This is a genomic window from Alteromonas sp. KUL106 (assembly GCF_009811415.1).
In the GTDB taxonomy this organism is placed as follows: Bacteria; Pseudomonadota; Gammaproteobacteria; order Enterobacterales; family Alteromonadaceae; genus Alteromonas.
In genome coordinates this window covers 77223-97975 of sequence record NZ_BLIG01000019.1, presented here as the reverse complement: position 1 = coordinate 97975, position 20753 = coordinate 77223, and the positions used below count along the sequence as shown (strand labels likewise).

Annotated in this window: 18 protein-coding genes; 11 read left to right on the top strand and 7 right to left on the bottom strand. The window is 43.7% G+C overall.

Translation table 11 applies throughout. The annotated features are described in order from the left end of the window. Nucleotides 1-207 precede the first annotated feature (207 nt). Together GVO63_RS07115 and GVO63_RS07110 are read left to right on the top strand one after the other, a co-directional pair. Nucleotides 208-2067, top strand: a complete 1860-nt coding sequence (locus GVO63_RS07115; RefSeq protein WP_159578781.1) for a GGDEF domain-containing protein — start codon at nucleotides 208-210, stop codon at nucleotides 2065-2067. Nucleotides 2068-2169: 102 nt separating this feature from the next. Further along, nucleotides 2170-2607: a DUF2177 family protein gene (locus tag GVO63_RS07110; RefSeq protein ID WP_159578779.1), complete on the top strand. Its 438-nt coding sequence runs from the start codon at nucleotides 2170-2172 to the stop codon at nucleotides 2605-2607. On the opposite strand, the gene GVO63_RS07105 is transcribed toward GVO63_RS07110, so the two are convergent. After that, nucleotides 2585-3730 (bottom strand): acyl-CoA desaturase, encoded by a 1146-nt coding sequence (locus GVO63_RS07105; RefSeq protein WP_159578777.1) that lies wholly within the window; start codon nucleotides 3728-3730, stop codon nucleotides 2585-2587. The two genes, GVO63_RS07110 and GVO63_RS07105, sit on opposite strands and share 23 nt — an antisense overlap. After that, complete coding sequence (locus tag GVO63_RS07100) at nucleotides 3727-4815, bottom strand: flavin reductase family protein (protein WP_236552078.1); 1089 nt, start codon at nucleotides 4813-4815, stop codon at nucleotides 3727-3729. The genes GVO63_RS07105 and GVO63_RS07100 overlap by 4 nt, the downstream gene beginning before the upstream one ends. Before the next feature lie 332 nt (nucleotides 4816-5147). On the opposite strand from GVO63_RS07100, the gene GVO63_RS07095 reads away from it, so the two are divergent. Then, a complete protein-coding gene (locus tag GVO63_RS07095) occupies nucleotides 5148-6125 on the top strand; it encodes a transposase (protein WP_159578775.1) in 978 nt (325 codons plus the stop codon). Nucleotides 6126-6429: 304 nt separating this feature from the next. Here the strand turns inward: GVO63_RS07095 and GVO63_RS07090 are convergent, their stop codons facing one another. Then, nucleotides 6430-6702, bottom strand: coding sequence for a hypothetical protein (locus GVO63_RS07090; RefSeq protein ID WP_201284773.1), 273 nt, complete (start codon nucleotides 6700-6702; stop codon nucleotides 6430-6432). Nucleotides 6703-6982: 280 nt separating this feature from the next. On the opposite strand from GVO63_RS07090, the gene prfB reads away from it, so the two are divergent. Then, nucleotides 6983-8081, top strand: a protein-coding gene (gene prfB / locus GVO63_RS07085) for a peptide chain release factor 2 (RefSeq protein WP_159493430.1) whose coding sequence is annotated in 2 segments (ribosomal slippage) — nucleotides 6983-7057 and nucleotides 7059-8081 — 1098 coding nt in all. Because the reading frame shifts where the segments join, the coding sequence is not laid out codon by codon here. 23 nt (nucleotides 8082-8104) lie between these two features. Further along, the gene (gene lysS, locus GVO63_RS07080) at nucleotides 8105-9673 is read left to right on the top strand and encodes a lysine--tRNA ligase (protein ID WP_159578773.1); all 1569 of its coding nucleotides are present in this window, start codon (nucleotides 8105-8107) and stop codon (nucleotides 9671-9673) included. Between the two features lie 49 nt (nucleotides 9674-9722). On the opposite strand, the gene GVO63_RS07075 is transcribed toward lysS, so the two are convergent. The 3 genes from GVO63_RS07075 to GVO63_RS07065 form a co-directional block, all read right to left on the bottom strand. Further along, nucleotides 9723-10664: a ketopantoate reductase family protein gene (locus tag GVO63_RS07075; protein WP_159578771.1), complete on the bottom strand. Its 942-nt coding sequence runs from the start codon at nucleotides 10662-10664 to the stop codon at nucleotides 9723-9725. 84 nt (nucleotides 10665-10748) lie between these two features. Beyond that, nucleotides 10749-11516, bottom strand: a complete 768-nt coding sequence (locus tag GVO63_RS07070) for a pseudouridine synthase (RefSeq protein WP_159578769.1) — start codon at nucleotides 11514-11516, stop codon at nucleotides 10749-10751. Next, nucleotides 11516-12082 (bottom strand): Hpt domain-containing protein, encoded by a 567-nt coding sequence (locus GVO63_RS07065; RefSeq protein ID WP_159578767.1) that lies wholly within the window; start codon nucleotides 12080-12082, stop codon nucleotides 11516-11518. Before GVO63_RS07065 ends, GVO63_RS07070 begins: the two co-directional genes overlap by 1 nt. Nucleotides 12083-12393: 311 nt before the next feature. On the opposite strand from GVO63_RS07065, the gene GVO63_RS07060 reads away from it, so the two are divergent. The 5 genes from GVO63_RS07060 (at nucleotide 12394) to GVO63_RS19755 (ending at nucleotide 18994) form a co-directional block, all read left to right on the top strand. After that, a complete protein-coding gene (locus GVO63_RS07060) occupies nucleotides 12394-15264 on the top strand; it encodes a pitrilysin family protein (RefSeq protein WP_159578765.1) in 2871 nt (956 codons plus the stop codon). A 74-nt stretch (nucleotides 15265-15338) separates the two neighbouring features. Further along, nucleotides 15339-16937, top strand: coding sequence for a glutamate--cysteine ligase (gshA, locus tag GVO63_RS07055; RefSeq protein ID WP_159578763.1), 1599 nt, complete (start codon nucleotides 15339-15341; stop codon nucleotides 16935-16937). 67 nt (nucleotides 16938-17004) lie between these two features. Beyond that, on the top strand, nucleotides 17005-17643 hold the full coding sequence (locus GVO63_RS07050) for a hypothetical protein (RefSeq protein ID WP_159493423.1): 639 nt from the start codon (nucleotides 17005-17007) through the stop codon (nucleotides 17641-17643). Between the two features lie 286 nt (nucleotides 17644-17929). Continuing rightward, complete coding sequence (locus tag GVO63_RS07045) at nucleotides 17930-18388, top strand: hypothetical protein (protein WP_159493422.1); 459 nt, start codon at nucleotides 17930-17932, stop codon at nucleotides 18386-18388. Nucleotides 18389-18868: 480 nt separating this feature from the next. Continuing rightward, nucleotides 18869-18994: a hypothetical protein gene (locus GVO63_RS19755; RefSeq protein ID WP_012517787.1), complete on the top strand. Its 126-nt coding sequence runs from the start codon at nucleotides 18869-18871 to the stop codon at nucleotides 18992-18994. Nucleotides 18995-19023: 29 nt separating this feature from the next. On the opposite strand, the gene smrB is transcribed toward GVO63_RS19755, so the two are convergent. Further along, nucleotides 19024-19662 carry an endonuclease SmrB gene (gene smrB, locus GVO63_RS07035; RefSeq protein WP_159578761.1) on the bottom strand — a complete coding sequence of 213 codons (639 nt, stop codon included), beginning with the start codon at nucleotides 19660-19662 and terminating at the stop codon, nucleotides 19024-19026. A gap of 151 nt (nucleotides 19663-19813) precedes the next feature. Here smrB and prmB point away from each other — a divergent pair, with 151 nt between their 5' ends. Next, on the top strand, nucleotides 19814-20749 hold the full coding sequence (gene prmB, locus GVO63_RS07030; protein ID WP_159578759.1) for a 50S ribosomal protein L3 N(5)-glutamine methyltransferase: 936 nt from the start codon (nucleotides 19814-19816) through the stop codon (nucleotides 20747-20749). Nucleotides 20750-20753 lie beyond the last annotated feature (4 nt).

The window sequence follows — 20753 nt, the reverse complement described above, 5'->3', positions numbered from 1 at the left end:
GACCGTTAAGTTGCAACATCCAGTGTAAGTTTTAAGTAAAGTGTTACTGGCCTTTCTGTCACCTTCATTTTTGTTGAATACCAAAGTTCAATGGAAATTTTTAAATCAAGACATACTTTTAAAAGATACAAAATTGAAACATAGCTAATACCGTTGAATAAATTAACGATACTTACATACGCAATATTGCCATTTTTCGCATTTCATGTGAGTAAAGTTAGTGGTGACGATTTATCGAAGTTAAGGCATTACGATGAGGTAACGTATAGAGCTATTACTCTCTGGTCGAATAACAACGACCCACTGAATAAGGAGTTAAGCAATCATGTTTTAGCGTCAGGTCTCGCTAAAGATGATTCATCGCTGGGACTTATTTTTAAACATCTACTTTGGGAGGGGTTTAACGGAGATAAAGCAGTTGAAAACTGGTTTAGTTTTCCAGCCAGGCTAATCAATCGAAATGATTGGGATGTCCTTAAACGACTAGACTCTGAACTGTATGCTGGTGTTCGCTCTTACTATATTTACTCGAGCGCGGCTAAAGGAAATGGAGCGCACGTAAACACAGCGATAGAGAAACTTAGACGTTTAAAAGCGGAAATGCTAGAAGCGTCAGAGAGCGAGGCGGTCGCTCTTGTAAGTGCATGGTTAGGTAATGAGTTTCAATCAAAATCGCATATTGACGCATTAGTCGAATTTAAATATTCGTTCAACTATTTAAAGGTTGAGAAAGAAGATTCATTTAAGGCTATGTTAAGTCAGAGAGAGATTGCTGCTTACATAGCGAATATACTTTTAGAACTTCAGCTTTACTCTGAAGCATTACTTTACGCAGACTATATTTTATCAATAGTGCCGTTAACCGATCGATATTCCGTAGACTACATTGCCTCAGTTCAAGCATTGACACAATTAGGGCGCTTTTCGGAAGCTTTAGCAAGAGCAGAATCAGCTGTTAAGCTAGCAACAGATATGGGAAATGCCGATAATCTTATTGTTGCGCTAATTCTGAATTTATCCGTGTATACCCATAACATAAATGAAGCTGAAATCGATAAAATAAGAGGTTTGGTTGGACGAATAGAACAAGTGGTTGAAACAAGCATGAGCACTGGTTCTTCGCCAATGATTGAGGCATATATTCAGACTGCTTTAACGTTAATAGAAGCGCTAGATGGAAATGAGCCCATTAGGCTCGCGGAGGAGGTTGATAGTCTTACCCAAAAATATGAGGCGTGGGCATCGCAGTATCCATCGGCAGCGGATATTAACCTTAGGCTTTACCAAAACCTCCAGAGAATCTATGAAGCAAATGGAAACTATGAAAAAGCCTACCAATTTGCTAAAAAATATCGCTCGCTAAAATTGGATAGAAATCAGCTTATCTCGTCTAAAAGTCTTGATCTCGGTAATGACTTCCTTTCAAAAGAAGTAGAATTTAACAAGCTTAGGAATATAAAAATAAATAGGGAAAAAGACCAATTAACCAGCCAAGCCAATTTTCTTAAAAGTATATTATTTGGCGGGTTGGCTATTTTTCTCGGAATGACAACACTGTGGTACAGACGCCGTCACAATGTTGCAAAAGCATTGGCGGATGTAGATTCTTTGACGGGAGCTTATACAAGAAGAGCTATCAACAGCTGGCTAACCTTTATCTCACCTGAACAAGTTAATTGTGCGGTTCTTTTGGATATTGATTACTTCAAAAAAATTAATGATAACTACGGGCACAACATAGGAGATGAAGTGCTTAGAACACTAAGCCAAATCATCATAAAACGTATCAGGAAAATAGATCGCTTATGTCGGTATGGTGGGGAAGAGTTCTTTTTGGTTGTTCAAGCAACGGAGATCCCTGAAGCAAAAGCAATAATACATGCCATTCGACAAGAATTTGAAAGTATTGAACGGTGGGGGGAACAGGGCGTTGCATTTAACGTTAGTTTCTCCGCTGGTATTGTCACATTTAAGAGCACTGATAAGATAGACTCAGTATTAGAGCGTGCAGATCACCTTTTGTACGAAGCTAAAAAAACGGGAAGAGCCAAAACTTTGGTAGAATAGTGCTGCTAAGGAAGCTAACGCTACTTGAGCCGCACTGACTTTTATTTGATGAGAAAAGAGTAAATTCTTTAAAGCTACGCAACATTAACAGGGATAGGCCTCATGATTTCCAACGTCATTCGCTTCGCAAAAAACATCATCATATCGTTACTTGCAATCTTTGTGTGTTTTGGCGTACTCGATTTCTTGTGGCTCGGTGTCATAGCAGATGGATGGTACCAAAGTGAGATGGCACCACTGCTTAGACGTCAATTTATCACCTGGCCTTGGGTGGTGTTTTACCTTATGTATGGCGGTGTGGTGTTTGTACTTGCGGTTGTCGCAAACAGAGACAAGTCTTTACTTTACGCGGGTATAGACGGAGCCCTATTGGGATTAGCTAGCTATGGTGCTTACAATTTAACGGCGTATAGCATTATTGAAGGTTTTACTTTGTTCATCATGCTGATTGATTGGGCATGGGGAACTTGCCTAACCAGCGCAAGCGCTATGGCTGGCTGGTTAGGATTTCAAATGGTTAGGGGAAAGAGTAGCGAATAATTCGCTTTAACACGCTGGCGTATTGTTTTAAAAAACTTCCCGTATTGTAGTGCATGCCGTGTTGTTTAAATACGGCCTGTACTTTGGGTGCCATTTCCCGATAACGTTTGGCAGGGATGTCAGGAAACAAGTGGTGCTCAATCTGAAAGCTTAAATGCCCTGTAAGTACGTGAAAGAGTTTTCCACCTTTAATATTCGACGAACCTAGCGCTTGTCGGTAATACCATTGTCCTCGTGTTTCATTGACACAATCTTCCTCTTTAAAGGTTTCTACGTCGCCAGTGAAATGTCCGCAAAAGATAATGGTAGATGTCCATAAGTTCCGTAATAAGTTGGCAATGAGGTTGCCAACTAATACCCAAAGGAAAAACGGCCCTGCTAACAGAGGAAATAGCACATAATCTTTTACTAATTGGCGTGCACCTTTGCTAAAAAAGCGTTGTTTAAGTTCGCTATGAGTAACCTGATTTTTGCGGTTGTCTTTTTTCTTACCGAAAAAGACTCGCTCAGCGGCCATCTCGTGATAAGACACTCCCCACTGGAACAAAATACTAAGGGCAATATAAGTGGCGAATTGCCATACGTTTTTTACTCTCCACCTGAAATCGTTAGATAAGCGAAGCAAACCATAACCAAAGTCTCGGTCTTTACCAATGATATTGGTATAGGTGTGGTGCTCATAATTGTGCACGCGGTTCCAGCTTGCGCCATCACAGGCAATGTCCCATTCATAGCGCTTTGAATTTATGTTCTTATCGTTCATCCAGTCGTACTGACCGTGCATTACATTGTGGCCAATTTCCATATTATCGAGAATTTTTGCTGTAGCTAAACTCAATACACCGATAACCCAGAGCAGCGGTTGAATGAATCCCAGCATCAAAAATAAACGTCCGCTCCACTCGCAAATGCGCTGAATAAGAATAATACGTCGAATGTAAGCGGCATCTTCAGCGCCTATTTTCTGTTTAATGTCGGCTTTAATTTCATCGAGCTGAGCGGCAAGCAGCTCATAATTAGGTTTAGTTTCAGTGCGCGTTGCCGAAGTGTCACGCATTGGTAAGTGTGCTTGTTCAATCGCTTCTTCACGGTGTTGTTTGTCTATTGCAACACTGGTGTTCATAGTTGGATCTCCAAATCTGTAACGGCTTGTGACACGCATAACTGAATGAGTTGCTCTGCGCTATCTGAAAGTTCGCCAGTGCGGGTATCTCGCACCACGCCGCGTTTTTTGACGCATTGGCATTGGTGACAAATTCCCATTCCACACCCGTAGGTCACAGGTTGTTCTGCTTGCTGAAGTTGTAAAAGAAGGGTTTGCTGATTGTCGATAGTGAAAGATTGGCCATTGTGTACCAAAGCGAAAGTTTCGTTTTGGGTAAGGCTTGTATTGCTAACTACAGGGAGTGCTGCAAAGTGTTCGCTCGAGACGGGTACGTTGATCATCTTTGCACAACGCTCAACTTGGTCGAACATAGTATGTGGACCACATACTAACCAGTGCGCACTTGCAAAGTAAGACAAATATGCTTCTACGTCGCCATCTTTTTGCTTAGTTAAAACATCATAAGTGAAGTTTTCACAGCGCTTGCTGAAAGCTGATAACTCGTTAAGCAATACGTGTTCGTTTGGCTTAGCAAAGTAAAGTAAATGCACCGGTCTGTGATTTACCTGTGCATTGTTAATAGCGTCGTCAAGCATCGCAATAAAAGGGGTAATACCAGAGCCGCCAGCTATCATGAGTAAGGGCTTTTCCGTCGTCGGCCATACAAATTTTCCCATGGGTGCTGAAATATTCACCCATTGGTTGGGCACAAAAGAATGGAGATTGGGAGTTAGCACACCATGGGCTTTAACTTTGGTCACTAAACGAATGTGCTTGGTTCGTTGGTGGGTATTGGCCCCCGTTGCTATCGTAAATATGCGTGTGGTGAGCTTACCATCGAGTTCTATGGTCAACGCGATATGCTGACCTGCAACATGTGTTGGCCATGACACCTCAGGTTTCAGTAACACCTCAAGCATATCTGAGCTTAGGTTTTTCACAGATACAAGCCGGGCTCTGAAATAGCCATCGCGCCATGCGGGTTTAAATTGCTGCATCAGCACTTCCCAATACCCTTTCCAAGAGCCGTAGTGAAGAAAGCGATCAGCTAATTTATCAAGTAATAGTTTCAATGTAGAAATCACACCTAAAGGTTTGTCCAACTATCTTCATTTAACGAAGACGTAATTTAAGCGTACAAGTGTACGCTGTTACAGCGAACAAGTGTAAGCTTAAATTTATTCGCGTCAAGAGAAGAGTAGCGATAAATGTGTAAACGTCGGCAAAACGGTCGTTAAGTCAGTGAAAAATGGAGTTATTGAGACAGGCATAAAATTATTGAGACAGGCAAATGGTTAGTTAGACAGGCATAAAATAATTGAGACAGGCAATGAATCACTGAACTGCAACGCTTGAAACTGTACCTCTGTACACTTTTTTTAACATGAACAGCAATTCAGAATACTGATACCGTCAATCACGTTAGAGAGCCGCCATGCCTACAGCCAGAAAGTCGCAGATTAGTCTAAATGATACGCCTTATTATCATTGCGTTTCACGTTGTGTCCGCCGAGCGTTTCTTTGTGGTGAGGAAAATGGAAAAAGCTTCGAGCATCGCCGTCAATGGGTAGAGGACCGCATTCACTTTTTGACTACTGTCTTTGCTATTGATGTATGTGCTTATGCAGTAATGAGCAATCATACTCATTTAGTGCTCCATGTATGTAGAAATCAAGCAGTAACACTTAGTACAGAAGATGTTATTCGGCGCTGGCATTGCTTGTTTAAAGGTACCTTGCTAACACAGCGATACTTGTCACCAGCGACGAGAAAAGATTTGAATGAAGAGCATATCAATACGGTTCGTGGAATAGCCGAAGTGTGGCGTAAACGATTATTTGATATTAGTTGGTTCATGCGCGCATTGAATGAATATATTGCCAGAGCGGCCAATAAGGAAGACGACTGTACAGGGCATTTCTGGGAAGGGCGATTTAAGTCTCAAGCGCTTTTAGATGAGTCAGCGCTTGCTGCCTGTATGGCTTACGTCGATTTAAATCCAGTAAGGGCTAAGTTGGCGAAAACACCTGAAACATCTAGCCACACTAGTATAAGATATCGAATTCAGGCGGCCAGAGTAGGTAAAAAGCCTAAAAGATTAATGCCTTTTGCGGAGAACTCAGAGAGTGATAGGCCAAATAGTTTACCTTTTTCTTTTATTGATTATCTTCAGCTTGTTGACACATCGAGCCGAACGATTCAGTCGAACAAACGGGGCAAAGTGACTTCTAACGTGCCGCCTATTCTCACCCGTTTAAACATTGAACAGGAACACTGGTTGACGTTAACCACGCAATTTGAACATTGCTTCAAGCATGCCGCTGGAAGGGTGGTGCACCTTGAACAGTATGCGCATAATCAAAACCTTCAAAGAGTCCACGGTCGGCAAAATGCACTTCGTTTACTAGGTTAAGCCTTTAAGACACATCTTTTAACGTAACTACACTTTGTCACGATTGTTCATTGCATTCACTGGTTTTATCATACCTCTATCTCAGCGCTAAAAAGTTACTTTTTATTGCATTTCCGATTGCTGTATTCATTTTGGCAGATAACTTTTATCAATATTCGCTAATTTCACCACTTTCGAGCACATTTTTGGCTTTTATCTGAATAATGCCTGTCATGTTAACAGTCACTGTCTCGATAGGTAAATTACGGTGCCTGTCACGTTTATGAGAAGCCTGTCTCGATAAGTTATAAGTAAGTAGTAGTGCTTATTGGTCGCGATTTCGATATAGCCACATGGCTATTCCGCTTCCTGCTATCAGCATTGAAGTTACTACCCATAGCTTTGAAATCGGCGTGCCATTAGGGCATTGCAATGCCATCGTAGCGCCGGCTAAATTCTGACAGTCAACGAGTTGGCCTAAAGCCAGTACCAAAAGGCCAAGCAGTACGCCGATAACGGCATAAGATAAATTATTGAGCGACATACTTTTCCAATTGTTTTTCCATTTTTCCTTTAGAACCATCCCAAGGCTGCTCATACACTCTCAGAGAGAGCACAGCTGCGCTAAATCAGTGCAGGATCAAGGGACGTTCAAAGGCATAACACCCTACTTTTATACGTTTATGGGCATAAACTGAATAACCAATGCTTTTAGCAAGCGATTGAACCGCCAAATTGTCCACTTCATCTTTAGTGCTGAAAAAGTGTTCGTTAAATCAAGTAAAACGACTGTCGCAATATTTGCGCCAACCCCTATCAAAATTCCTTCAAATTCGGTACTATCCGCGGTCTTAAATTTTTAACGAAATAAGCGGACTATGTTTGAAATAAACCCCGTTATGAATGCGATAAAAGATATCCGCGAGCGCACTGAAGCGCTTAGGGGGTATCTTTGACTTTGATGCAAAGTCAGAGCGTTTAGAAGAAGTTAGCCGAGAGTTAGAGAGTCCTGACGTTTGGAACGAGCCAGACAGAGCGCAGGCCCTTGGTAAAGAGAAAGTGGCCCTAGAGCAAATTGTAGAAACGATCCACAAGCTCGACCAGGGCACCGAAGACGTTGAAGGTCTTGTAGAACTCGCTGTTGAAGCCGAAGATGAAGATACTTTCGTTGAGGCCCAAAGTGAACTTGAAGGCTTGATTGAGCAATTAGAAGTGCTTGAGTTCCGTCGCATGTTTTCTGGCCCGAATGATGAAAACGATTGTTATATTGATATACAGTCGGGTTCAGGCGGTACAGAAGCCCAAGATTGGGCCAATATGCTGTTGCGCATGTATTTGCGTTGGGGCGAAGCCCACGGCTTCAAAACCGAGCTCATTGAATTGTCTGAAGGTGAAGTCGCAGGCATTAAAAGTGCAACGTTGCGAGTACAAGGCGACTACGCATTTGGATGGCTGCGTACGGAAACGGGCGTGCACCGCTTGGTACGTAAATCGCCGTTTGACTCGGGCAACCGTCGTCATACTTCGTTTTCATCAGCGTTTGTATACCCTGAAATTGATGACGATATCGATATTGAAATTAACCCGTCTGATTTACGTATAGATACCTATCGCGCATCAGGCGCGGGTGGTCAGCACGTAAACAGAACAGACTCTGCGGTGCGAATTACTCACGAACCGACAGGCATAGTGGTGCAGTGTCAGAACGATCGCTCGCAGCACAAAAACAAAGATCAGGCGATGAAGCAGTTAAAAGCTAAACTTTATGAGTTTGAGCTGCAAAAACAAAACGCCGAAAAACAAGCGATGGAAGACAGCAAGTCTGATATCGGCTGGGGAAGTCAAATACGTTCTTACGTATTGGACGACTCTCGCATAAAAGATTTGCGTACTGGCGTGGAAACACGCAACACTCAAGCCGTGCTAGATGGCGACTTGGACAAATTTATTGAAGCCAGCCTGAAATCAGGGCTGTAAACCGAACAACGAAGTGAAAGGTTATGACTGACCAACAAACAGACGATAACAAATTGATTGCAGAGCGCCGTGCTAAGCTAAAAGCTATTCGCGAGCAGTGCCGTGCAAACGGTTTCCCAAACAGCTTCCGTCGCGAAAACTATGCGGATGAGCTTCAAGCTAAGTTCGGTGAATTCGACAAAGAAACGTTGCAAGAGCAGGGTAACAAGGTAAGCATCGCTGGCCGTATTATGGCAAAGCGTGGTCCTTTCATGCTGCTTCAAGATATGACTGGCCGAATTCAGGCATACGCAGATAAAGACACGCAAAAAAACCTTAAAGCAAAATATGGTGCTCTAGATATTGGTGACATTATTGGCGTGGCGGGTGACCTGCATAAGTCAGGTAAAGGCGACCTTTACGTGAACATGGAGCAATACGAGTTGCTAACCAAAGCACTTCGTCCATTGCCTGAAAAATTCCACGGTTTGAGCGACCAGGAAACCAAGTATCGCCAGCGTTATGTTGATTTGATCACAAGCGAACAAACCCGCAAAACTTTTATGATCCGCAGCAAGATCGTGAATGGCATTCGCAACTACCTCACGAAGCGTGACTACTTAGAAGTAGAAACGCCAATGCTGCAGGTTATTCCTGGTGGCGCGACGGCAAAGCCGTTTGTAACCCACCACAATGCGTTAGATATTGATATGTATCTACGTATAGCCCCTGAGCTTTACCTTAAGCGTTTAGTGGTTGGTGGTTTTGAGCGCGTGTTCGAAATTAACCGTAACTTCCGTAATGAAGGCTTATCAACACGTCATAACCCAGAGTTCACCATGCTTGAGTTCTACCAAGCGTATGCTGACTACAATGACCTGATGAACCTTACAGAAGATATGCTGCGCACGTTGGCGGAAGATATTCTTGGCACAAGCATCATCAAAAACACAACAAAAGACGCTGAAGGTAATGTCACGTCTGAAGTTGAATACGATTTTGGTAAGCCGTTTGACCGCCTTAGCATGGGCGAAGCTATTCTTAAGTACTGGCCAGAAGCGAATGAGGAAGCTATCCGCGACCCAGAGGCGAACCTTGACGCGCTAAAAGCAATGGCAAAACAGCTTCACATTAAAGAGCCTGACGTTGACGGTATATGGGGTGCGGGTAAGTACCTTTGCGAAATCTTCGAAGCGACAGCGGAAGAGAAGCTTATTCAACCTACGTTTATTACAGAATATCCGTGGGAAGTATCGCCGCTTGCACGTCGTAACGACAACAACCCATTCATTACTGACCGCTTTGAGTTCTTCGTAGGTGGACGTGAATTAGCGAATGGTTTTAGCGAGCTTAACGACCCTGAAGATCAGGCGGAGCGTTTTGCAAAGCAGGTTGAAGAAAAAGACGCTGGCGATGATGAAGCCATGCACTTTGACGACGATTACATCCGCGCTCTTGAATATGGCTTACCGCCAACGGCGGGTGAAGGTATCGGGATTGACCGTCTAGCAATGCTATTTACCGATAGCTCTACGATTAAAGACGTTATCTTGTTCCCGCACATGAAGCCTCAAGCGCCAAAAGAAGCGCAAGAAGCGGGTGAACAAGAGTAAATAAACAAGAGCGTTGACCTGCTTGTTAAAAAGTACGTCTGCGCCTCGTTTAGACGCTAAGGGCCTTAACACGCTTCACTAAAAGGGTATTCTCGGGAACGGGAATACCCTTTTTCATTGCCATATCTACGATGTAACCGTTAATGGCGTCTATTTCTGTCTGCCTACCGTGAGCCACGTCCTGATGCATGCTCGAGTAGTTCTCTCCGGTGGCGTTGGCTACCGACAGCACGTTTTCATGCACTGTTTGTGCATCAAAATCTAACCCATACGCATTCGCCACTTGGGTGAACTCATTACAGATTGCGTTGCGGCTTTGTTCAAATTCAGAGTTAACAATAAATTTATTTTGAATATTGTAAATCGCCGTCAATGGGTTAATTACGGCATTAATGGAAAGCTTCGTCCACAATGCTTTTAGAATATTACGTTGGTATTGCACTGGGGGAAGAGTTTTATCTAACGTAGCTATCGCGTTGGCAAGCTGAGGCGCTTCCTTTGAAAGGGCAGACAGCGTTTGAGATATAGGCTTGTCTAAATTAGGCGCGCCAATTTGCGTTGCACCAACGCCAGTATACTTCACATGAAAACCACCGCTCGATGTACTAACTTTTAACGCGCCGTGACTCGTTGTGGCAAGAAGCAGCGGATAATCGCCGCCTAATAGATCTTTTGCGACTTCGTGCCCACCCATACCATTGTGAAGCAGTATAACCGTAGGTTTCTGTGTGAGATGGGGAAGCCACTGCAATAGGGCAGCGTTAAGTTGATAGACCTTGAGAGGAAAGATCAGCACGTCACTTTGGGTTAGCAAACAAGGCGAAGGTGTGGCAGGTTTCAGCGTAATGGTTTGGCCATCTAGCCAGTGGGCGTAGGTAGGCATGGTTTTCCTATCTCTAGGGTAGCACTCATACGGAACGCCGTTTTTCTGGGCGCTCGCAGCAATTAGGCTACCTATGGCACCGCCACCGACTATGTGAAGTTTACCCATAAGTCTCTATCAAACACTATATTTGGTTATTATTTAATTGGGTTATTTACGTGTATCTGGCTAATCACAACAGAACACTTTCTTTTAGGAAACGAGCAAAAAGCGTGCGGGCAGGGAAGGCCATGGGTAAGTCTCTGGCGCATTGAGCCCGTGATACCAATCCTGCACCTCTTCATCGTTAATCACTTCACCTGTATCGAAAGGTGCAGTAACCGATACTTCACCAGAAGACAAAGGAAGGCGCATATGCCACGAATGAAGATACAATCTGTCTGACGTCGCACCGCCATAAAGCATATCACCTAAAATGGGAGCGCCAATGCTTTTAAGCGCAACACGAATTTGATGCGTTTTCCCAGAGTGAGGCTTAACGATAAAGCCTCGCGTTCCTGGTTTAGCCGCGCGACTAAAAAACTGAGTGATAGCCGGATTTTCTTGGGTTTTGAGCAAAATACGCTGGCCGCCTCGGCGATTTTTCATATCGCCTATTATTAAGCCTTGTTTCTTTTTCGGCTTGTGATTGCTTAGCGCTAAGTAGTATTTGCTGACACGCCTTGATGAGAACAGTTCGCCAATCTCTGCGGCCACGGTCGCGTTTTTAGCAAGACACAAACAGCCCGACGTACCGGTATCTAAGCGATGGCATAGGTGCAACTCTTCCAATGAAACCTGTTTTTTTAGAATAGACACGATGCCGTCTGTTCTGAAACCTGAGCGGTCGCTTTCTGTTGTATTCTTGACACCATCTTGATCTGCGCCGTTTTCATCAACGACGTCGTGCATAGCTATGCCTACAGGCTTGTTTACAATGAGAACGTTATTGTCCTCAAAGATAATAGGAATAGATTGCACTAGCTATTTTCTAACTCAGAAATGGCTTCTTCGTAGTCAAGTTCATCAACTGCATCTACGATGGCGGCGCGCTTTTCTTGGGGTAATGAAAGCGCGTCGAGCCACGCGTCCAGTTTATCTTGCGCAATGAATTCGCTAGCTTTTAAAGCCGCCATTAACTGTTTTCGAGCTTGTTCTGCAGCGGCCCCCGTTGCCGAAGTTTGAGAAGATACACCAGCCTCGGGTTCTTGAATAAGTGTATCTACAGCCGTGATGGTTTCATTGAGTAAAGCCAAAAAAGCTGGATACTCATCAGCCACGCGCTTTTCATTTCTAAAAGCGCTTTCTATTGGCTTGCTGGCGTTGTGCAAAGCAAATAACCCCAGATTACCTGTTACACCCTTGAGCGTATGAACAAGAGAGTAGGCCTCGTTGAAGTCGCCTTTAGCAATATGGGCTTGCAGACTAGCATCAAGAGTACGGTATTCATCGGTGAACTTGCCTAGTAAGGTAAACAAAAGCTTTTTGTTACCGCTTAACTGAGACATCCCGAAATCAATATCGAGGACTGTTGTTGACTGATCCATGCACCTATCCTTTTAAGCTGCTTGTTTTCAATTTCAAATGGAAACCATTCGTTATTCCATACCTACTTATTGCCTTGATAAAAGGGTCAAAACCTAAATTATGAAGACTTTGTCGCGCAAGTGTATTTCAGAAATACATAAATTAATACAATCATAGCAAAGTCCAAACAGGTAAAGCGCTAAAAAGTCTGGTAATCTTCGACAATTCGCGACAGCAAAAAAGTGGCTGACGTTATCAATGCCTCTAGCACTCAAACTGCTAATGAAAACGTGCCTAGCGAAAATACGTTGTTATTTTAAAAGGAATCATCATGTCAGGAAAACTGACCCTACGTACTCTTAGCCTTATTATAGGTGTTATGTTTGTCGCTGCATGTCAGCACGCGTCAATAGAGCGCGCACAGAGCGACGCTGCGACTCAGGACATCGCGTCAAATGCCGTTTCCATACCCTATGAAAAGTACAAATTGGAGAACGGATTGACCGTGATACTTCACGAAGATCATTCTGATCCCCTTGTTCACGTAGATGTTACCTATCACGTAGGTTCGGCAAGAGAAGAGGTAGGAAAATCTGGCTTTGCTCACTTCTTTGAGCACATGATGTTTCAAGGTTCGAAACACGTCGCCGACGAGCAGCATTTCAAAGTGATTACCGAATCTGGCGGTAACTTAAATGGGACAACCAATACCGATCGTACTAACTATTTTGAGACGGTGCCGGCTAATCAGTTAGAAAAGGTGCTATGGCTAGAGTCGGACCGAATGGGTTACCTTCTTGAAGCGGTAGACCAAACCAAGTTTGAAAACCAAAGAGAGACGGTTAAGAATGAACGCGCACAGCGGGTGGATAACCAGCCCTATGGGCTTCGTTTTGAACTCAATGGAGAGGCGCTTTATCCAGAAGGACACCCGTATTCATGGATGACCATAGGCTACGTAGAAGACCTTGACCGGGTAAACGTTAACGACCTAAAAGCGTTTTTTAAACGCTGGTATGGCCCTAATAACGCCGTGCTTACCATTGGTGGTGATATCAATGTCGCAAAAACGAAAGCATGGGTTGAAAAATACTTCGGCGAAATTCCAGCAGGTCCAGAAGTAGAGGAGCCCAAACCTCAGCCAGCGATGCTTGAAGAAACGCGCTACATTACCTTAGAAGACAAAGTGCATTTACCGCTCTTACAAATTACTTTTCCTACCGTTTATGGGCGCCATGAAGACGAAGCGCCGTTGGACGTTCTTGCCGATATTCTGGGCGGTGGAAAAACATCACTGTTTTACAAAAACTTAGTAAAAGAAGGCATCGCGGTGCAAGCGGTAGTGTCCCATCCTTGCCGCGAACTTGCTTGTGAATTTCAGTTACTCGCCTTGGCTAACCCGGCCAAAATCACTTCGCTGTCAACACTTGAGAATGTGCTGAATGAAACGCTAAAAGAGTTTGAAACTCGGGGTGTGACACCAGATGATTTAGCCCGTACTAAAGGGCAAATTGAAGCGCGAACGGTATTTGGTTTACAGAGTGTGTCGGGCAAAGTGTCGGCGCTTGCAGCAAATGAAACTTTTTATCAAACACCTGACTTGATTGCTGAAGACATTGAGCGCTATAACGCGGTGACGGCCGATGATGTAATGCGTGTATACAATAAATATATTAAAGATGCGAATAGCGTGGTGTTAAGTGTCGTACCCAAAGGGCAAGTTCAACTGGCTGCAGCTGAGCAAACCTTTGAACGCCCCGTTCGAAAAATTGAGATTGCACCGACTGAAGTGAACGATGAGGAGGTGTTTACCAGCGCGCCCTCAAGCTTTGATAGAAGCGTAATGCCTGAAGCGGGTGAAGCGCCAGTTGTTGAAGTCCCTGATTTTTGGGAAGCTGAGCTCGCTAATGGTATTGAGGTGCTGGGCGTAACCAGTACTGAGACACCCACCGTAACGCTTACCATAGGAATGGATGGCGGTATGCTATTGGACCCTGAAGGTAAAGCGGGTACCGCTTACCTTACTGCGTTGCTGATGAATGAAACAACGAAAAATTACAGTAACGAAGCGCTGGCCAGCGAACTTGCAAAGTTAGGAAGTGCCATTCGTTTCAGCACAGCAGGTCGATATTCACAAGTTTATGTGTCGACACTTACCAAGCATTTAGACAAAACGTTAGCATTGTTGAAAGAGAAGTTGTTCAATCCGGCGTTCAACGAAGAAGATTTCGCGCGTATGAAAGAGCGTGTGATACAAGGGCTACAGCAACAAGCCAAAACGCCGTCTAGCTTGGCGCGACGAGCACGAGACCTTATTTTATTTGGCGAAGAAAACCGTGTTAGCTTGCCTGACGAAGGCACGTTAGAGACGGTGCAAAATATTAAATTAGAAGATGTAAAAAACTTTTACACCAAATACTACTCACCAGACAAGGCGAGCATTGTGGCTGTTGGCAACCTGTCCAAACAAGCCATGGTGCATACGCTAGATTTTATTGGTCAATGGCAGGGCAACACTTATGATTTTGCTGATTACAGTGATTTTCCCAAATATGACGAAAATCAAATTTTCTTAGTCGATAGCCCTGAAGCGGTGCAGTCAGTAGTTTATATTGTTGATAAAAGTTTACCCTTTGATGCAACGGGTGATCACTTTAAATCTCGCCTCATGAACTTCCCGTTAGGGGGGGCATTTAATAGCCGTATTAATTTAAACCTGCGGGAAGACAAAGGTTTCACTTACGGTGCGAACAGTGGTTTCGTTGGCGGTAAAACGTTAGGTTGGTTTGAAGTCAGTACTGATCTTACCGCTGCCAATACAGCTGAGGGTATTGCGGAAATTTTAAAAGAGATTACTCGCTACCGCACCGAGGGCGTAACCGAGGATGAGATTGCGTTTATGCGCAATGCATTTACTTTAAGCGATGCACTTGAATTTGAAACGCCAACCAGTAAAGCACGTTTTTTAAGACAACTACTGAGCTATGGTCTAGAGAAAGGCTATCGAGAAGAGCAGCTTGCTATTATCAATCACATTGATAAGAAAACGATGGATGAACTGGCAAAGCAATATTTGAATCTCGACAAGATGCAAATTATTGTAGTGGGCGACAAAGCAAAAATTTTGCCCCAGTTAAACGCGCTATCAATGCCAATTATCGAGTTGTCAGTAGAGAATAACTCTCGAGAAACGTTAAACTGATAGATTAATTTTTGTTGAATTTATATTATTGCCCCCCATAAATGGGGGCAATATTGACATAACGGACCACCATTTTGACTGTAGACTCTTCCCGTTTTGAAGCGCGTGTTACCGCGCTAAAGTCACCCGAATTTCTCGCTGCGCTAAAAGATATTAAGCGTGGTGTTGAGCGCGAAGCCCTTCGTATAAATCCAAATGGTACGTTGGCACAAACACCTCATCCGAAGCCATTAGGTTCGGCGCTAACCCATGATTCGATCACCACCGACTTTTCTGAATCATTGCTTGAGTTTATTACGCCGCCAGAGAATAGTGCCGCCAAAACGATTTCTCAGTTAAAAGATATCCATAAATTCGTTATCGATAATATCGGCGACGAGCAAATTTGGCCTCTTAGCATGCCATGCTTCATTGATGATGAAGCACACATTCCCATCGCCTATTTTGGTGAATCAAATGTGGGTAAGATGAAGCGTGTATACCGGATTGGCCTGAAAAACCGTTACGGTAGCATGATGCAGGCAATTGCTGGTGTGCATTTCAATTTTTCTCTGCCCGAATCTTTTTGGAAGCTGTGGGCGGAATTAAACGGCAAAGAACATTCTCAAGAGCAAACTTCAGCCGACTACTTTGGTTTGATCCGCAACTACCGTCGTCTTTGTTGGCTTATTCCTTATCTTTATGGAGCATCTCCAGCACTATGCGGTTCGTTCTTAAAAGGAAAGCAGCATGCGCTACCTTTTAAGAAGGTAGGTAAAGGCACTGTTTATATGCCACATGCAACATCACTGCGCATGAGTGATTTAGGCTACACCAGTGCAGAGCAGTCGTCGCTTAAAATTTGTTACAACAAGCTAGACAACTATGTCACTTTATTGCGCGATGCGATGAATACACCATCTTCGCGTTTTAGCCAGTTCGCTGCTGGAGAAGAGGGGAACTATCAGCAACTGAGTCGCAACATTATTCAAATTGAAAATGAACTGTATTCACCAATTCGTCCAAAACAGCCTACTCAGTCTATGGAAAAACCAACAGACGCTTTAGTGCGTCGCGGTATCAGTTATATTGAAGTTCGTGCTTTAGACGTCAATCCGTTTTCAGCCATAGGTATTTCACAGACGCAGTTCGATTTCTTAGATGTGTTTTTAGTAACGTGCTTGCTGATGCCAAGTCCTGAATTAGATGAAGCGCAGCTTAAAGAAGCGAAAGAGAACATGAACAAAGTGGTATTAGAGGGGCGAAGCCCTGATTTGCTGCTGCAAAATGCCGGTGAAAATATTTCGTTACCTGACTGGTGTGGTTCGCTATTTAAGTCCTTCGAACAAGCGGCTGAACTACTCGATTTAGCTAACGAGACGTCTCGTTATTCACAAGCGGTTAAAACAGAATTCGAGAAAGTGCAGAACTCAGATTTAACACCTTCAGGAAAGCTGCTTGCTTCCTTATTAGAGGGTGATAAGGATAATGGCGCGTTGGGGTTAGAGCTAGCCCGTGCGTATCAAACGGAGATGAAGTCTTTTGCATATAACGATACAGATGCTGCGGGATTCACAGCGCAGGCTGAACGGTCATTTGCTGCTCAAAAAGAAATAGAAGCGGCTGATGTAAAAGACTTTGATACATTCATTCGTGATTATTTCGCGGAAGCCCCGGCAAAAAAAAATGCCTGACATAGGTCAGGCATCGAAGGGTTCCAGGGAAACACACATTTTACTAGAACATTAGTTAAGACAAGTTATGAACCAAAAGTTCAAAAAATTGGTTATTTTTTTATCAACTCTCATCGTTCTTTTTCCTCTGCTTATCGCAGGGTGTGCAACTACGCCTCCTAAAGACATCAGTAATTTGTGCGAAATTTTTCACGAAAAGAACGATTGGTATGATGCAGCTGCTGATGCCCGTGATAAATGGGGGGTCCCTATTCACGTGCCCATGGCCATGATGTATCAGGAAAGCTCTTTCCGTCACGATGCGCTCCCACCTCGCGATTACGTGTTTTTCGGGCTTATTCCTTGGGGGCGTGTGAGTTCGGCCTATGGGTACTCTCAAGCTAAAACGCCGACATGGGCAGACTATATGAGAGAGACGGATAATAGTGGCGCAGACAGGGATGATTTTGAAGACGCTATCGACTTTATGGGTTGGTTTATCTACAAATCACAAAAAGTAAACGGTATTTCGAAGTGGGACGCTTACGCACAGTATTTAAACTATCATGAAGGCTGGGGCGGATATAAACGCAAAAGCTATGAAAGAAAGCCATGGCTTAAGAAAGTGGCGGCAAAGGTGAAAGCGCGTTCGCTACGCTACGCAACTCAGCTTAAAACCTGCGAAGAGGACTTGCAAAAAGGCTGGTTTATGAAGTTATTTAGTTAGCGCATTATTCCCGACAAAAAGCGACGTTATCGTCGCTTTTTTTATGCGTTTAGAAAAATGAAAAAAAGCGATAAAAAAGGCTGGTTTTACAAAAAAAAAGAGGGATAGACGGGCGTCTATCCCTCAGCGACGCTAAGCCAAGACCGTTTTTTTAACTCACGTCGAACAGGCATACTCAAGATATTGCAAATGAGAATTATTTGCAATACTAAATTTAAAGTTTTTTGATATCAAAGAGCTCAGCAAAAAACGAATTCATGTCTTATACTTTTGTATGGAGGTAAGTATGGATAGACAGAAATTTTTGGCGCATGGAGAAGTTCACGCGCGATTTTCAGAGAAACAGGGAATTTTGTTCATCGACCTAGTCGGTCCGTTTAATCTTGAATTCATGCAAAAGTACGAAGACGTCGTTGGATCCGAAAGAGAGAAAATCGACATTCCATGTTGGGGAAGTTTGGTAAACGTACATGGTTTAGCGCTTGCTCCAATGGAAGCGACGAATTCAGGCAAAGCCATCGTCACAAAGGCGGTATCTGTCGGTTTAATTGCTACTGCGATTGTGCTCCATGAGCCGGAAGGAAAAGCAATGCAGGAAGTATTTTGGTCTAGAGTTTATGCATCTACTTCTCTTCCTTATCAATATTTTGACAATACTGAAGAAGCGGCAGAGTGGCTGAGCCGGAAAATACTCGCTTCTACGCAGGCCCATAAAATCGAGCAATTAGTTCAGGCTAAAAGGTAAATACGCACCCAAGAAACATAGAAAGACTCGATAAAACCAACAGATGTTGATCTTAGTTAAGATACACCCCTTAACTATTTTGTAGGCATAACAGGAGGTCGCCATGGTAGGAAGTCAGCACCAATATCGCTTTTTCAATGTCAATAATGTGCTATTTGATATACCGAGCAACACCTCCGAATTTCTCTATTCAAGTTAGTGAGTCGATGGAAGAGCTCTGTCGAAATGCTGAACTCCTGCTTGGCAGAGAAGGAAACCTGAACCTATTCAATCGTTATAACTAGTTATCCAATAACACATACAATGTTAGGGAGCGTGGTGCTCGTTTGGTTGTCAAAGCTCTGCTTGCGAATACACGTTTTTGACTTGGATCAACAAAACATCAGGCCTTTTGCACGCTAAAAATGGCTATTGATCTAGATCATCATGCCGACTTCAACTCTCTTTTACTATTAACTCAGTTTAAGAGGAGAACAAATTATGTTGTGGACTATGATGAAAGACCCAGTGGTATGGGGCTCACTGTTAGGCATTGGGATTATTGTAGCGATGATGATGTATTACACCTATTTGTTTATGCACAACAGTGCAGATGAAGACAAATAAACGGCGTTTTAGGGCTTCGCTCACATCGTTTAACGTTTGTTGTTTTGAAGCGGTATGTCGATAAGCACCAAAAGTGCTGCTTGTCCACCGTATTCAAGGGGAGCCTGATGAAACGCTCGTACGTGTGGATGTTGAACTAAATAATGGGGCAGGGCGGCTTTTAATACACCCTGTCCAAACCCATGCATTACGCATACACAATCAATCATTTCTTTTCTTGCCGTGTAAATAAGGGCTGCAAGTTCAGCCTTCGCCATTTCACGGGTCAAGCCGTGTAAATCAAGGGTCATTTCTGGCGAGTAGTCGCCGCGACGCAGCTGCTTTACTATGTGTGTCGATTCGCCTTCTTTACAAAAGCGCATAGGGCCTTCCTGGGGAAGTGCAGCTTGATACATATCGGAAAAGTCGAAGCTCGCCGCCAATTGCTTGCTGTGTTTGAGATGTTTGCCTTTAACCTGCTTCGATTTTTTAAATAACTCAACTTGTGTATCGGGCGCTACTTTATCTTGGGACAAAGGCGTAACCCCCTGCATAGCATCGGCAAAAGAAAGGGTATCTTCCTCATCAATGACATCACTTTTCCCCCTCAGTCTAGCCTGCCCTGTTTGACGTTTAGGTTCAGAAAGCTGTTTTTTTAATGCTTTGAGTTCTTTTTTGAAAGTTTTCATCAACAATAGCTAGGTAGTCAAACAAAGGTTGAACGAACTAAAACGCCTAATTTATAACGATTGGTGCGCTTCACAGGGTAGTTAATTATGTGAATCAGTATTAAGTTTGGGTATGATACCAGCTTTGAAATTTTTGATGTACCCAAACACCATGACTGATAAGTTTTACCTCGAAGAAGCCATTGAAGATCTACATACATTGCTAGATATGACGCGATGGGCGACCAGCCGTTTCAATGATGCTGCATTGTATTTTGGTCATGGTACAGACAATGCGTGGGACGAGGCGACGAGCCTTGTCATGCAAGCGCTTCATTTACCTCACCCGATGATTGAGCAGGTGGGCGAACATATGTTTAACTCGCGTTTGACCAAAAGTGAACGTGAGAAAATTGCTGAGCTTGTTTTGAAGCGAGTTCAAACACGTATGCCTCTGCCTTATATCACTAACGAGGCGTGGTTCTGCGGTATGCCATTCTATGTGGATGAACGAGTGCTTATACCCCGCTCGCCGTTTGCCGAACTTATCCAAAAAGAATTTGCACCTTTTGTTGAATCAACGCCAGCAAGTATTCTTGATATGTGTACAGGCGGTGCGTGTATTGCTATTGCCCTTGCCCATGCATATCCCCAAGCCCAGGTGGATGCGGTAGATATCAGCACTGATGCATTAGAGGTGGCTGACATTAATATTCAAGAACACGGGCTAAGCCACCGTGTTTATCCTATCCAGTCAGATCTGTTTTCAAGTTTAGAAGGGCAAAAGTACGATCTTATCGTGTCTAACCCACCTTACGTTGATGCAGAGGATATGGCTGACCTGCCAGAAGAATATCATCACGAGCCCGAGCTTGCTCTTGCCGCTGGTGAAGACGGCCTAGAATTAGTCGACATCATGCTTAAAGAAGCGCCAACTTACCTTAACGACGGCGGTTGGTTATTTGTCGAAGTGGGAAATAGTGAAGTGCATATGAGTGAAAGATTCCCTGGATTAGAAGTAATATGGCTCGAGTTTGAAAACGGCGGTTCAGGCATTTTCGCCGTGAAGAAAGACACGCTAGTACAGTATTTTAGTAGTAAGGATTAATAGT

Bases quoted from the DNA above. Each gene is read 5' to 3' on its own strand.
- GVO63_RS07110 (WP_159578779.1), top strand. From the start codon at position 2,170: ATGATTTCCAACGTCATTCGCTTCGCAAAAAACATCATCATATCGTTA.
- GVO63_RS07105 (WP_159578777.1), bottom strand. From the start codon at position 3,730: ATGAACACCAGTGTTGCAATAGACAAACAACACCGTGAAGAAGCGATT.
- GVO63_RS07095 (WP_159578775.1), top strand. From the start codon at position 5,148: ATGCCTACAGCCAGAAAGTCGCAGATTAGTCTAAATGATACGCCTTAT.
- GVO63_RS07090 (WP_201284773.1), bottom strand. From the start codon at position 6,702: ATGAGCAGCCTTGGGATGGTTCTAAAGGAAAAATGGAAAAACAATTGG.
- lysS (WP_159578773.1), top strand. From the start codon at position 8,105: ATGACTGACCAACAAACAGACGATAACAAATTGATTGCAGAGCGCCGT.
- GVO63_RS07075 (WP_159578771.1), bottom strand. From the start codon at position 10,664: ATGGGTAAACTTCACATAGTCGGTGGCGGTGCCATAGGTAGCCTAATT.
- GVO63_RS07065 (WP_159578767.1), bottom strand. From the start codon at position 12,082: ATGGATCAGTCAACAACAGTCCTCGATATTGATTTCGGGATGTCTCAG.
- GVO63_RS07060 (WP_159578765.1), top strand. From the start codon at position 12,394: ATGTCAGGAAAACTGACCCTACGTACTCTTAGCCTTATTATAGGTGTT.
- GVO63_RS07050 (WP_159493423.1), top strand. From the start codon at position 17,005: ATGAACCAAAAGTTCAAAAAATTGGTTATTTTTTTATCAACTCTCATC.
- GVO63_RS07045 (WP_159493422.1), top strand. From the start codon at position 17,930: ATGGATAGACAGAAATTTTTGGCGCATGGAGAAGTTCACGCGCGATTT.
- GVO63_RS19755 (WP_012517787.1), top strand. From the start codon at position 18,869: ATGTTGTGGACTATGATGAAAGACCCAGTGGTATGGGGCTCACTGTTA.
- smrB (WP_159578761.1), bottom strand. From the start codon at position 19,662: ATGAAAACTTTCAAAAAAGAACTCAAAGCATTAAAAAAACAGCTTTCT.
- prmB (WP_159578759.1), top strand. From the start codon at position 19,814: ATGACTGATAAGTTTTACCTCGAAGAAGCCATTGAAGATCTACATACA.